The sequence below is a fragment of the Pseudomonas sp. MWU13-2517 genome (assembly GCF_023242545.1).
Taxonomy (GTDB): domain Bacteria; phylum Pseudomonadota; class Gammaproteobacteria; order Pseudomonadales; family Pseudomonadaceae; genus Aquipseudomonas.
The window spans coordinates 26528-39713 of sequence record NZ_JALMFA010000014.1 but is presented as its reverse complement, the minus strand read 5'-3'; the positions used below and the strand labels follow the sequence as shown (position 1 = coordinate 39713).

At 59.8% G+C, this 13186-nt stretch carries 10 protein-coding genes; 8 read left to right on the top strand and 2 right to left on the bottom strand.

Translation table 11 applies throughout. The features are described from left to right. Positions 1 to 174 precede the first annotated feature (174 nt). The 4 genes from M5B97_RS20250 to pgm all read left to right on the top strand — a co-directional run bounded on the left by M5B97_RS20250 (position 175) and on the right by pgm (position 6511). Positions 175 to 1197, top strand: a complete 1023-nt coding sequence (locus M5B97_RS20250) for a zinc-dependent alcohol dehydrogenase family protein (RefSeq protein ID WP_123718248.1) — start codon at positions 175 to 177, stop codon at positions 1195 to 1197. 704 nt (positions 1198 to 1901) lie between these two features. Then, on the top strand, positions 1902 to 3320 hold the full coding sequence (locus tag M5B97_RS20245; protein ID WP_248732464.1) for a hypothetical protein: 1419 nt from the start codon (positions 1902 to 1904) through the stop codon (positions 3318 to 3320). Positions 3321 to 3356: 36 nt separating this feature from the next. Further along, positions 3357 to 4763, top strand: coding sequence for a PLP-dependent aminotransferase family protein (locus M5B97_RS20240; RefSeq protein ID WP_248732463.1), 1407 nt, complete (start codon positions 3357 to 3359; stop codon positions 4761 to 4763). 104 nt (positions 4764 to 4867) lie between these two features. Further along, a complete protein-coding gene (pgm, locus tag M5B97_RS20235; RefSeq protein WP_248732462.1) occupies positions 4868 to 6511 on the top strand; it encodes a phosphoglucomutase (alpha-D-glucose-1,6-bisphosphate-dependent) in 1644 nt (547 codons plus the stop codon). A gap of 66 nt (positions 6512 to 6577) precedes the next feature. On the opposite strand, the gene M5B97_RS20230 is transcribed toward pgm, so the two are convergent. After that, positions 6578 to 7273 carry a pirin family protein gene (locus tag M5B97_RS20230; RefSeq protein ID WP_134657177.1) on the bottom strand — a complete coding sequence of 232 codons (696 nt, stop codon included), beginning with the start codon at positions 7271 to 7273 and terminating at the stop codon, positions 6578 to 6580. A gap of 218 nt (positions 7274 to 7491) precedes the next feature. Between M5B97_RS20230 and M5B97_RS20225 the strand changes: the two genes are divergently transcribed. Next, positions 7492 to 9939, top strand: a complete 2448-nt coding sequence (locus M5B97_RS20225) for a UvrD-helicase domain-containing protein (RefSeq protein WP_248732461.1) — start codon at positions 7492 to 7494, stop codon at positions 9937 to 9939. Positions 9940 to 9976: 37 nt separating this feature from the next. Here M5B97_RS20225 and M5B97_RS20220 read toward each other — a convergent pair whose 3' ends face one another. After that, on the bottom strand, positions 9977 to 10249 hold the full coding sequence (locus M5B97_RS20220; RefSeq protein WP_248732460.1) for a DUF1652 domain-containing protein: 273 nt from the start codon (positions 10247 to 10249) through the stop codon (positions 9977 to 9979). 253 nt (positions 10250 to 10502) lie between these two features. On the opposite strand from M5B97_RS20220, the gene M5B97_RS20215 reads away from it, so the two are divergent. From M5B97_RS20215 to M5B97_RS20205, 3 genes are read left to right on the top strand one after another with little or no spacing between them, the layout of a single operon-like run. Then, positions 10503 to 11312 carry a helix-turn-helix domain-containing protein gene (locus M5B97_RS20215; protein ID WP_248732459.1) on the top strand — a complete coding sequence of 270 codons (810 nt, stop codon included), beginning with the start codon at positions 10503 to 10505 and terminating at the stop codon, positions 11310 to 11312. Between the two features lie 48 nt (positions 11313 to 11360). After that, on the top strand, positions 11361 to 12767 hold the full coding sequence (locus M5B97_RS20210; RefSeq protein WP_248732458.1) for an FAD-dependent oxidoreductase: 1407 nt from the start codon (positions 11361 to 11363) through the stop codon (positions 12765 to 12767). A gap of 25 nt (positions 12768 to 12792) precedes the next feature. Beyond that, positions 12793 to 13134, top strand: a complete 342-nt coding sequence (locus tag M5B97_RS20205; protein WP_123718256.1) for a cupin domain-containing protein — start codon at positions 12793 to 12795, stop codon at positions 13132 to 13134. Positions 13135 to 13186 lie beyond the last annotated feature (52 nt).

Below are 13186 nucleotides of genomic sequence, written 5' to 3'. Positions count from 1 at the left end.
GGGTAAAGACTGGTACTCTGCACCGGCTAATTGAGTTTCTTACGATCGTTGGGGTCTATTCCTCAGATGCGGAATCAATGGCAGGCATGTTGACTATTAATGGCGACCGGTGGCCTTGCCTGGAAAGCCCAGATAGAGTTCATGGCATTAGAGGTTACTTTGACGAGGTTTGCGATGTCCCGCACGATTCGTTTTCACAAGTTTGGTCCGGCCGAGGTGCTCAAGTGCGAAGAGCATGCAGCCGCACAGCCCGCACCGGGCGAAGTGCAGGTGCGCGTCGATGCGATCGGCATCAGTTGGTACGACATTCTTTGGCGTCAGAACCTGGCGTCTTCCCACGCTCGTCTACCGTCGGGCCTTGGCCATGAGATGGCCGGGGTGGTTGTCGCCCTGGGTGACGGCGTTGACGACCTGGCAGTGGGTGACAAGGTGGCCAGTTTTCCGGCCGAGAGCCCCAACGACTACCCGGTGTATGGCGAACAGATCGTTCTGCCTCGCTCGGCCTTGACCCGCTACCCGGACGTCTTGAGCCCCATTGAAGCCAGCGTGCACTACACGCCGCTGTTGATTGCCTACTTTGCTTATGTGGACCTTGCACGGGTCAAGCCCGGCCAGTTTGCCCTGGTGACTGACGCCAGCCACTGCGCGGGGCCTTCGTTCGTGCAACTGGGTAAAGCCCTGGGTGTGCGAGTGATTGCCGCGACCAAGGACAGCGCGGAACGCGAGTATCTGCTCTCCCTGGGCGCAGAGAAGGTGATCGTGACTGAAGAGCAGGACCTGCTCATGCAGATCAACAAATATACCGATAACCGCGGTGTGGATGTGGTGTTCGATGGCCTCGGTGGCCCACAGATGTCGCTGCTCGGCGATGTACTGGCACCGCGTGGCAGCCTGGTGCTGTATGGCCTGCAGGGTGGCAACCAGACGCCTTTCCCGGCCTGTGCCGCGTTCCAGAAGAACATTCAGTTTTTCGTCCACTGCATCGGTAACTTCACCGGTAAGCCAGAGCTGGGGATCATCCAGGACCAGGTGGCGCTGCAACGTGCGTTGCGTGATATCAACCAACTGACCGCCGACCGCGTGCTGGTGCCGTTGAAAACCACGGTGTTTCCGTTCAGCCAGTTCGTCGAAGCGCACCGCTACATGGACGAATGCCCGTGCCGCGAGCGGGTTGCCTTGCAAGTTGAGGCTGTTTGAGCTGTAGGAGTATTCGCAAATGAGCGCGCCTGGGTCCGAGCGGATGAGGCAAATACGCCATTTGTCAGGGCTTAACCTGCACCTGGGTTAAGCCTCCCCCGGGCTCTTGCGCCCTGCAAACAATACCTTTGCCCCTTGCGCCGCCCTGAATTCCAGCGCGGCGTTGTTGTGTGGTCGCCATTAAAGTCTGGCCGGTTGATCATCTGAACGGGTTTCTGGCGCTCTTCTGTATCTGTTAATCATTATTTGAGTGCCGATAATTGTGCCTTCACTGTCATCTCAAGGACTGAGCAATGATTGACTATCTGAAACTCCCACGTCGCCTCGTCAAAACTAATGTTGGCCTGCCTGTCTGTATAAAAAGTTTATCCGGGATGCCTGGGTGTTTATTCAGGAGTCGGGTGAGAGGGCAAATTAATATTGGTCGGATATTTCCCTAATCTATTAGTTAAAGCGGTGTAGGACGCTATCGGATTATTCCTAGGGCTAGTCCTGTTTCCGTTGTGGGGTGCGCAGGATCGCGGCCTTGCAGGGGGCTGGGCTCTAAAGTACCGCCAGGGAAGCTCCGGTGGGTTTGTTGCAGGGTGCTAATGTTGATTCATCCTCATGCCCTGTAATGAGCAATAAACCTACAGATGTAATAGGTCAGGCAGTTGCTCTTGGCAGTTGCTTGAAACTGATATTTCAACTCGGGTAGTAAAGCAATGAGCGCAATTCACGAGCAAGCCATGAACTATGTTTATCATCAAGTTCTGCAACGGTTGGTCGGACACTTTACGCGTGCCGAACGTACCGCACTTCAATTATTGATTCAGCGAATTGTGGTGGCCGCCGGCGGCATGGAGCAAGTAGGTGACTACAAGGTACTTGTCGCCCATGGCGGCGGTGCTGTCAGCAGTTACACCCTGGCGCTGCTTCGGGCGGCTCAATTGACCATCGCCGGGCGCGCGCCCAAGACATTTCATCTGCGCGTGGCAACCTTGCGGCATGCGGGCATGACCCAGGCAACCCTGGATACCCTGCAGCAAGGCTACAGCGCGTTGTTCTTCCACGACGACCCTCGCGTAGACCTGCTGCTGGTGGAGAATCAGGAGGTGTTGCCTTTCAATCATCAGCGCCCGGCGTCGAGTGCGGGGCGTGAGGTCAGCCGGCGCAACATGCTGATGATAGGGCACGTGACCACCGGCGATATCAGGGCGACATTGTGTAGCGACACCTACTTGCGCCTGGGGGATTTCTACCAGCGGGCCTCTACGTGGGGCGGCGGAGTGCATGCGGTGGTCAGTGGCGATTCTGCGCGCAAGCAAAGCCAGTACCTTGCCTGGCTCAAAAAGACCGCCATCGCGGCGGGTATCACCGTGGCGCCCGGCAGGCCGTTATCGCTCAATGCGTTGTATGCACGTATGGAAGAGTGGAGTACCGGTTGTTACCGCGAACTCTACGGCGAACAGTATGTGGAGAGCGACAGTGCGGGGCGGAGTGGGCACCGTCATCTGGCGTATATCGGCATCGACGATCTGCTGGAGGGCGTGGACGTTACCTCGGCACCGCTGCTCACGCAGTTCCTGGCCCGTAAACCGGACCCCTTCGCGTTTCATTTCAGCCATCCGGGATTCCCCAATCCGTTGCTGATGGCGCATATGCATGGGCTGCAGGCGCAATGCCTGCGAGAGCTTTCCTACGAGGAAGGGGTGGATAGTTTTATCAGACAAGCAATGGACTACATGTACCGTCGACAGATTCCACACCACCTGATTGAGGAGGCAAGCGGTGACGACGGACGTATTCTGTCAGCCACCTATGCCCAGGAGTTTTTTGGCCTGGATGAAGGGCAATTGACTTGCCTGCTGTTCTCGCCATTCATTCACCACGGCGAGCGACTCGAAGGCTACCTGCGCCAATGCCACCCAGGCATGCTGGTGGCGCTCCCCGAACTGCACAACGTGTTGCAAGGCAAGCCTGCCGGCGATGTGTTGCAGCAATGGGCGGTCGACACCAGCGGGTTGTCGCTGCCGTTATTGCAACTCCTCTATCGCAAGCGGCCGATGCAGATCGGGCGGACTGCCCAACTGTGCGACCGGCATCTGGTCCAGGCGCAGGCTGCACAGTTGTCAGGGCGTTAGCCGCGTGCATCGGTTTGTCAGTTCAGGTAAGCGGCAATGACCCTGCGCGGTGAGCGACAGGCGGATTTCGCTTACCAGGCGGTGTACCGCTACATGATCAACCTGATCAACGAAGTCAGCCTGGAAATACCGGTCAAACTGCCGTCCCTGCGGCAGTTGTCGGCACGGTTGAACGTGTCGATCTCGACGATTCAGTACGCTTACTCATTGTTGGAAAAGGAGGGACGGGTCTACTCGGTGGCCAAATCCGGTTATTTTGCCTGGCCTGCGACGGTCAAGCCGCAAGTGATGACCGGCGCCGATCTGCTTGAGCGGTTGTATGCGGCGGCGCGGCGTCCGGCGATGGTCGTACTCAGTGGTGACGAGCCGGCGCTGTTGGGCTCGCTCGATGGAGCACTGCTGATGCTGGAGCGCCAACTGGTGCGGCGACATCCGCATCACCTGCAACCCTGGTTGCAACCCTGCGGCGTTTGGGAGCTGCGCACGGCGTTGGCGGCGCGCTACACCTCGTCGCCCACACGGTGCTGGCAAGCCGATGACGTGTACATCGGCGCAGACTTGCAGGGTGTATTGGAGATCCTGATTGACGCTCTGGGGCTCAAGGGCAGCGTGGTGGTGGTTGAGTCCCCCTGTGATTATCTGATTTTGCGCCTGTTGCAGGCGGCCGGTGTGCGGGTCGTCGAGTTGCCTTGGCAGGCCGGCGGCAGCCTCAACCTGGACACGCTCGAACACTTGCTGCGTCACGAGCCGGTGCACCTGGTGCTGTTGTCATCGGTGGTCAGCATGCCGTCGGGCATTGCCCTGTCGGCCGAGGAGCGGCTGGGCGTGGCCCATCTGCTGGACCACTATGGCTGCTGGTTGCTGGAGAACGATACATTCGGTGAACTGAGCTTCGCGTCGTCCCCGGTCCCCTTGCGAAACCTGGTCAACCCGGAGCGGCTGATCGTCTTCTCTTCATTCGAAAAGGTACTCGGTCCGGAAGCCCCTTTCGGTTATGCCTTGTCACGGCACCTGAGCAGCGAGCTGCAGCGCCAATTCCTGTTGCGCTCATTCAGGCTGTCGTCTATCCGTCAGCGCGCCATTGCCCAGCTTTACCAGGATGGCCGGTTCGACCTGCACCTGCAGACGCTGCGTGAGCATTTGCGCGAGCAGGCACAGGCCATGAGTCAGCGCCTGGATGCGCGCATGGACGGGCGCGTGACCTATCGAATGCCCATCGCCGGCGCCAGCTTCTGGTTACAGTCGGTGGCGGCGGTGGATATGCGCCAGGTGTTCCAGCGCATGGTTGCTCAACAGGTCGTGATTGGCCCGGGTGAACTGTTCAGTCTCAGTGGCTTGCACCATCAGCATATGCGGCTGAGCCACACGTTCAATGGGCACCTCAACCTGGATATCACCCTGGATTCCCTGGCGCAGGCACTGCGCGAGGCGCAGACCGACTAGCGTATGAAAATTCTCCAATGATTGTCGGATCGATATCGTCGCGAAGTAGTCCAACTCTCAGTAAACTGTCATTTTTTCCGAATCCTTCTTTTCGAGGTTTATGCATGACTATCAGTCCTTTTGCGGGCAAGCCGGCACCAGCCCAGTTGCTGGTGGATATCCCGCGACTGGTCACGGCCTATTACACCGGCCAGCCTGATGCAGCAATCTCCACCCAGCGTGTGGCTTTCGGCACCTCGGGGCATCGTGGCAGCTCGTTCGAGCTGAGTTTCAACGAATGGCATGTGCTCGCTATCAGCCAGGCCATCTGCCTTTACCGTGAAGCCCAAGGTATCAATGGCCCGCTGTTTGTGGGCTTGGATACCCATGCCCTGTCGACGCCGGCCGGCGCCAGCGCGCTGGAAGTCCTGGCCGCCAACGGCGTGCACGTAATGCTGGCCGAAGGGGATGAATACACCCCGACACCGGCGATTTCCCACGCCATTATTTGCTACAACCGTGGCCGCACCAGCGGCCTGGCGGACGGCATTGTGATCACGCCGTCCCACAACCCGCCGCAAAGCGGTGGCTACAAGTACAACCCACCCAATGGTGGCCCGGCCGATACCCACGTCACCAAGTGGATCGAAGCCAAAGCCAACGAGCTGCTGGCCAACAAGCTGGCCGGGGTCAAGCGCATCACCCACGCGCAAGCGCTCAAGGCTGACACCACCCATCGCCATGATTACCTCAACAGCTACGTGGCCGACCTGGTCAATGTGATCGACATGGACGCCATCCGCAGCGCGGACCTGCGCCTGGGCGTTGACCCATTGGGCGGAGCAGGGGTGCGCTACTGGTCGGCGATTGCTGAACACTACCGCTTGAACCTGGACGTGGTGAACACCGAAGTCGACTCCACTTTCCGTTTCATGAGCGTGGACTGGGACGGCCAGATCCGCATGGACCCGTCGTCGAGCTACGCCATGCAAGGCCTGATCGGCCTCAAGGAGCGCTTCGACGTCGCCTTCGCCTGCGACCCGGATCACGACCGCCACGGCATCGTCACCCCGTCCGGCGGCCTGCTGGCACCGAACAACTACTTGGCAGTGTCGATTGACTACCTGTTCCAGAACCGCCCTGATTGGCGTGCCGACGCTGCCGTGGGCAAGACCGTGGTCAGCAGCGGCTTGATTGATCGCGTTGCGACACGCATCGGCCGTCGCCTGTACGAAGTACCGGTGGGCTTCAAGTGGTTCGCCGATGGGCTGTTCGAAGGCTCGCTGGGCTTTGGCGGCGAAGAAAGCGCCGGCGCTTCGTTCCTGCGTAAAGACGGCAGCGTGTGGAGCACCGATAAGGATGGCCTGATCCCGGCCTTGCTGGCGGCGGAAATGACCTCGCGCAAAGGCCAGGACCCAAGCCAGATCTACCGTGGCCTGACTGACGCGCTGGGCGAACCGTTCGCCATCCGTGTCGACGCCAAGGCCACCCCGGCGCAGAAAGCGCTGCTGGGCAAGCTGTCACCAGAGCAGGTCACGTCCACGCAGTTGGCCGGGGAGAGCATCCAGCAGATCCTCAGTCATGCGCCGGGCAACAACCAGGCGATCGGTGGCTTGAAGGTAATGACCGAAAATGGCTGGTTCGCGGCGCGCCCATCGGGTACCGAGGACATCTACAAGATCTACGCCGAGAGCTTTATTGGTGAAGATCACCTCAAGCAATTGGTGGAAGAGGCGCAGGTGCTGGTAGACGGCGCCATTTCACAGTAATCGCAATAGCAGTGTGGGAGGGGGCTTGCCCGCTCCCACATTGATGATGACGTGCAGGGATGAGGATCAGGCCAGATCGACCAGGACAATCTCGCTGTCCTCAATCGCCGTCACCCGCAACACCTGCTCATCCTCCACCGCAACGCCGTCTCGAGCGTGTGCGCGCAAGCCGTTGACTTCAATCACACCGGTAGCCGGCACCAGATAAGCACGGCGTCCGCTGTCCAGCCGGTATTCGGCAGTCTCCCCAGCTTTCAGGTTCGCTGCCACCAGGCGTGCATCCGCACGAATGCGCAGGCTCTCGCTGTCGCCGGCCTTGCCGCTGGCCAGGGTCACAAAGCCCTCGCGATCCCCTTTGGGAAACGGTTTGGCTCCCCAGGACGGCGCCAGCCCGGTTTGGTTTGGAATGATCCAGATCTGGAAGATCTTGGTCGGCGTGGCTTCCAGGTTGTATTCGCTGTGGGCGATACCGGTGCCGGCGCTCATCACCTGTACGTCGCCGGCCTCGGTGCGGCCCTTGTTGCCCAGGTTATCGGCGTGGCTGATCGCGCCTTCACGCACATAGGTGATGATTTCCATGTCACGGTGTGAGTGCTGTGGGAATCCGGTGCCTGGCGCGATGATGTCGTCGTTCCACACCCGCAGGTTGCCCCAGTGCATGCGTTCGGGGTCGTGGTACTCGGCGAATGAAAAGTGGTGATGAGCGTCCAGCCAGCCGTGATGGGCGCCGCCCAGGGTGTTGAATGGTCGAAGTTCAAGCATGATCGTCTCCTGTGTATGGCCCCATTTTCCGGGAGTGGATGATCGATAAAAAGCGTAAAAAGTGCCTGATTCCTATCAGCCGATTAGATGGGTTGCGCGCGTTTTGACTTTCACTTCATCGCCTAACTGCATGACGACAAAGCAATTGGCTGGAACTGAGCGCCGATTCCGGCGACCATGGCGCACTTGTCAAAGCCAAGCACATCGCAGGAGTCCGCGTGCCGCAACAAAAGCCCGATCTACCGCCCGAGCTGCGCCCAATAGCTGAAATGCCCCTGCTCAAGCGCCTGGCGGCGCGCCTGTTCGGGCATGGCCTGACCCGTTTGCGCGCTCAGCATCGGTTCTCCTGGCTGCATGGACAGGCTGATGGCTTTCGCAGCGGGCACGAGGCGGGCGTGGAATATGGCTATCGCGAGGGTAAGGCCGATGGCATCGAAGAGGGCCGGCAAGTCCTGCTGATCCGCGACTTTCGCCCGGACGAGCATCGCGCACCGAGGATAGACGACAGCCTGTTCGACGATTGGCGCCTGCCCCTGACCGCGGATGTGAAAAAGCGCATGAAGGCCGACGTGGCGCGACTGCTGCCGGAGCATGCCCAGCCCAGCGCGGCGCAATGGAAGATGATCTTCAGCGATACGCCCTCGACCTCGGTCATCGCCGGCGCGGGTGCCGGTAAATCCACCTCCCTGGTGCTGCGTATCCTGCTGCTGACCCATTATCTGGGCTTCGAGCTCAGTTCGATGACCGTGGTGACCTTCACCCGTGAATCACGCAAAGACTTCATCAGCAAGCTCATGGAGATTCTCAGCCTGTGGGGCCAACCCCTTGGCATCAAAGAGGCCCAAGCCGTAGTGCGCACCTTCCACTCGCGCATTCTGCCCATGGTGCGCAGCTTGCCGGGCTTTGAACGGCTGCAGGCTTTCGAAAACCTCGGCAGCGATGTCGAGGAGGCCGAAGGCAACCCGTTCGACCTGCGTATCAGCGATGCGCAGCGCCAACAGATGAATGCCTGCTACCACCGCCTGCATGGCCGCCATGAGCGCTTTCGTGAACTGATCGTGCCGTTGGCGCGCCAGGGCCTGCAACTCAAGGAGCTGGAACGCGATCACCCGGATGTGCAAAAGCGCATGGCGGTGACCGAACTGGCGGCCAAGCGCGATGAAGAACTCTGCGATGTCATCGAAGACCTGTGGTTTCGCGCAGGCGCCTGGCCGATAAAGGGTATCGAACCCAGCCGGCAGACCTTTGAGATCAATGGCGCGCAGTTTCATTGCCATGGCTACATCCCTGAGTTGGATGCCTGGGTGGTGTTGGGCTTCGATTCGCGGGAAAACCCGCAGATAACCCGCCCCAACGCCAAACTGGCAGTGCGCGCGGAATGGGCGGTGAAGCGAACCTTATTTCAAGCTTTCTGCCGTAAGCCTTTGATTTGGCTTGATAGCTATGAGTCGTCTAAACGGCTTTTGGGCACCCTGGCGGGTGAAGCTACGGCGGGTCCCGGTTTCGACTACAAGGTCAAGGGGGAATTGGTCTCGGCGCCGTTGCTGGACAGCTTTGTCACGGCTGCCGGCTTTATCGAGAACCTTGGCCTGGACGTGCCCACCGCCGTGGGCCGGATGAGCTTCGCCAAGGACGACCCCGACCGGTTCTTCTTCGAAGCCTTGAGCATTTTCTGGAAAGCCCTGGAAGATCACCTGCTCGACCAGTCGCCGCCGATTATGACTTACAACCGGATGTTCTCGCTGTTCGGCGAAAATACCCCCGAAAACCTCAAGTTGCTCAGCGACCCGCTGCTGCGCCCGATGTCGCACCTGATGATCGATGAGTTCCAGGACATCTCGCCGCAGATCGTGTCTTGGGTCCGTGCCAGCCTGCGCGAAATCCGCAGCCGCGGCCCGGCGATGCACGTGGGGCGTGGGGCGCAACGTTCTTCGTTATTGTGCGTGGGTGATGATTGGCAGTCGATCTATGGTTGGCGTGGCAGTTCGCCCCAATACTTCATGGCCTTCAACAAGGAATTCCCGTCGCCCACGACCACCCGTGTGATGCTCGGCGAGAACTACCGCAGCCATCAGCACATCATCGACGCCGCCGAGCATGTCGTGCGCAGCGCCCCGGCGATCCCCGGCAAAAGGGCCAAGGCCAGTGGCATCCCCAAGCCCTTGGTGCCGGTAGTGGTGCTGGAACGCGACGACGCGGCGCTGGGGCGTACGCTGCTGGAGCATTACCAAAGGGGCGAGTCGGTGTTAATGCTGTATAGAAAAAGCAGCGATAAGCTATTGATTCAAGAGCATATTCAGTCGGTAGTTAATGTGGATTCCAGCTTGCCGCCGGCGGCACGCAGATTGAAACAGCTGACGTATCACAGCGCCAAGGGCCTGCAGGCGGATGCGGTCTTCCTGTTGGGCGATTGCCAGCACGTCACCAGTTCGCCCTACAAGAACCAGGTCTACCGCATGGCCGGGCTGGGTAATGAGGGTGACAGCGAGCCTTATGACACGGCGCAAAAAGATGAAGTATTGCGCCTGGCCTACGTCGGCATCACCCGGGCCGTCAGCCACTGCTATTGGTACGTAGAGAAACCGGAAGGCCTGGGTGTGAATGTACCCAGGGCCTCGGAACGGGTGGACGGCAAGAAAGCGTTCTTCGACGATCGGCGTGGATGAGCCAGGCAGTGCCGCCCAGGTGCTTCGGCTGATTGACTCAGGCGCGTAAAGACAGCGGTGGTACAAAGGACTCCAACTCATCCTCCACCGCCTCGATAATTCGCTCCACATCGGAAGCATTCATCACGGTGGCGCAGGGGATGCCGGCGATGGCGATCAACGTCTCGCCACTGACCCGGTTGAACAGGCGCACGATCATGCTGCCAGGCGCATCCATGCTGCCTTCGAAGCCTATCGGATGAAAATGCCAGCGCATCAGCTGGCACGCGTTGGGGAACGTCACTTTATTCATGTTGCCCACCTTGTTCATTGAGCGCTTCCTTTAGCTCGCGGCAGGGCCAGGACCGTCTCTGGTCATGGTTGTAGAACTTCAAAATAGCATTCGTTCGCAACTGGCATGTGACTTTTTTCCTTCCATTCGGCGGTTGTTTTCCGACTCTTTGACATAGATCAAGCCCGGCCTCAAATTAGGCAAAAGGCCACTAGTGATCAGCGCTGATCAACCCTTGAAGGGGTTGCTGAAATTCGGCAATCTCAACCGTTTACCCGCCGCAGAGTCCTAAATGCCCGACATCGCTGCAGCCGATGATTGCCAAAACACCCAGGCCACCGGTGACTTGGTGCTGCGTCACCACTTGTGCTGGCGCCATCGGGACCTGGACGGGGTCATGTCCTACTACCATCCGGACATCCAGTACCACGATTTCTTCCAGAACCGCGTAGTGCGCTACCCCGAACTGCGTGAGTACCTGCAGGCCAGCATGCCCCGTGGGCCGGACGAGGCCATAGAGCACACTGACCGCATTCGCGCCGACGGTGACACCGCCTTCATCCAGTACCGCATCACCTTGCGGGGTGGCCAGGGGTTGGTGTCCTTCCGCACCAGCGAAGCGATCACTGTACGTGACGGCTTGATCTGGCAGGTCAATGAGTACGCGTCGCTGGTGCATGAGCAACCGACCCAGGCCGTACGCCCGACCGTCAGTCGCCTGGGCTTGTCGCCCCAGCAACTGGGGCATATGGCCAACGACCTGCAGCACTATTTTGAGCAGCAGCAACCTTATCTGGACCCGGCGCTGGATCTGCAACGGGTGGCCAAGGAATGTGGCTACAGCCGCAATCAGATTTCCTACCTATTAAACCAAGTGCTGGGGCAGAGCTTCTACCGCTACGTCAACCATGCGCGGCTGCAACACTTACTGGCCAGCCTGGACAAGGCCGTACCGCCGATAAAAGTCGATGACCTGGCGTTCGCCGCCGGTTTCAACTCGTTATCGGCGTTCTACAGCGCGTTTCGCCAGCACACCGGGCAGTCGCCCAAGGCGTACGTCAAACAAATTTCTCTGCGTGCACGCGCGCAAGACAGCCCATAACGTCACGCTCTAGGATCCCCCTATCGAAACGAGGCAGGGGAGCCTGGCATGCCGGCATGGCGAAATATCAGTTTATGGATGGACCAGTTGGGCGACCCGCTGGCGGCGCGGCCGGCCCTGGCCCATGACCTGGACGTCAACGTGGCCATTATCGGCGCCGGTTATACCGGGCTGTGGACCGCTTATTACCTGAAACGCCAGGCGCCCGAGCTGAAAATCGCGATTATCGAGGCACAAACGGCAGGTTTTGGCGCATCCGGCCGTAACGGCGGTTGGCTGATGGGCAATCTGTTGGGTGAAGACCGTTTGTTGGCGGGCCTTGACCCGCAACAACGCCGGGCTTCATTCGATTTGTTGCACGGCATTCCCGATGAAGTGGCCCAGGTACTGGCCCGCGAAGGGATCGATTGCGACTACCGCAAAGGCGGTGCGCTGTATTGCGCCGCGCGCTACCCCGAACAGGAAGTCAGCCTGCGCCGTTACTTGGACAAGCTTCACGCCCAGGGCCTCACTGAACACGATTACCGCTGGTTGAGCCCGCAACAGTTGGCCGAACAAATCCGTATCGCCAAGCCCTATGGCGGTATCTATGCACCTCATGTTGCGACGATCAACCCCGCCAAGCTGGTGCGCGGCCTGGCGCGGGTCGTGGAGAGCATGGGCGTGACGATCTACGAAAACAGCCCGGTGAGCCACTGGCAGTCCGGCAGCCTGCGTACCGCCCAAGCCAGTGTGCGCGCCGCCTGGGTAGTGCCGGCGGTGGAGGGCTACGCCAACACCTTGCCCGTGCTGGGGCGCTATCAACTGCCGGTGCAGAGTCTGATTGTCGCCACAGAACCGCTGTCCGCCGCCACCTGGGATGAAATCGGCTTGAACCATGGCCAGGCGTTCGGCGAAAGCAGCCGCCAGGTCACCTACGGCCAGCGCTCCGCGGACAATCGCCTGGTATTCGGTGCGCGCGGCGGCTATCAATTCGCCGGAAAGTTACGGCACGACTTCGATTTGACCGACAGCGAAGTCGAGCTGCGTCGTTACCTGTTCGGCGAACTCTTCCCACAGCTGAAGAACGTGCGGATTACCCACTCCTGGGGTGGCAACCTCGGCATGTCACGCAGGTTCCGGCCACACATGTTGTGTGATCACAAGACCGGTATCGCGCTTTCCGGCGGTTATGGCGGGGAGGGCGTCGGCGCCACCAACCTGGGCGGCCGCACCTTGGCTGACCTGATCCTGGGCCTCGACACGCCATTGACCCACCAGCCCTGGGTGATCCGCGAGCGTGGCCTGGACGCGCTCAAGCCCTGGGAGCCCGAGCCATGCCGCTGGCTGGGTTACAACGCGATTATTCGTAGTTTTGTCCATGAAGACCAAGTGTTGGCCAACCCCAAGACCGCGCCTTGGCGACGCAAATGCGCGACCGCTGTAGCCGGTTTCATGGAAGGTTTCATGCACTGATCGTTTCACTCACACGGGGAGTTACATGAGCATCACTCATTTCAAAGACACGCTGAACGCTCACCTGCCGGACGCTTCACCCGTGGCAGTGCCACTGGGCGAGCCCATCGCCGTAGCCTCGACCTTGCACGTGGAGCGCGACGACGGCGTCGAAACCGGCATCTGGGAGTGCACCCCGGGGCGCTGGCGCCGACAAATCAAATCCCAGGAGTTTTGCCACTTTATCCAGGGCCGCTGCACCTTCACCCCCGACAGTGGGGAAGTGGTTCACATACAAGCCGGCGATGCATTGATGTTGCCGGCCAACAGCACCGGGGTCTGGGACATCCAGGAGACCGTGCGCAAGACCTATGTATTGATTCTGTAACGCTTTGATCCTTGATCGCCTGCCATAAAAACAGCCCTAAAACCGCCAGGAA

Excerpts from the sequence above, each read along its gene's own strand:
- M5B97_RS20250 (WP_123718248.1), top strand. The coding sequence starts at position 175 with ATGTCCCGCACGATTCGTTTTCACAAGTTTGGTCCGGCCGAGGTGCTC.
- M5B97_RS20245 (WP_248732464.1), top strand. The coding sequence starts at position 1,902 with ATGAGCGCAATTCACGAGCAAGCCATGAACTATGTTTATCATCAAGTT.
- M5B97_RS20240 (WP_248732463.1), top strand. The coding sequence starts at position 3,357 with ATGACCCTGCGCGGTGAGCGACAGGCGGATTTCGCTTACCAGGCGGTG.
- pgm (WP_248732462.1), top strand. The coding sequence starts at position 4,868 with ATGACTATCAGTCCTTTTGCGGGCAAGCCGGCACCAGCCCAGTTGCTG.
- M5B97_RS20230 (WP_134657177.1), bottom strand. The coding sequence starts at position 7,273 with ATGCTTGAACTTCGACCATTCAACACCCTGGGCGGCGCCCATCACGGC.
- M5B97_RS20220 (WP_248732460.1), bottom strand. The coding sequence starts at position 10,249 with ATGAACAAGGTGGGCAACATGAATAAAGTGACGTTCCCCAACGCGTGC.
- M5B97_RS20215 (WP_248732459.1), top strand. The coding sequence starts at position 10,503 with ATGCCCGACATCGCTGCAGCCGATGATTGCCAAAACACCCAGGCCACC.
- M5B97_RS20210 (WP_248732458.1), top strand. The coding sequence starts at position 11,361 with ATGCCGGCATGGCGAAATATCAGTTTATGGATGGACCAGTTGGGCGAC.
- M5B97_RS20205 (WP_123718256.1), top strand. The coding sequence starts at position 12,793 with ATGAGCATCACTCATTTCAAAGACACGCTGAACGCTCACCTGCCGGAC.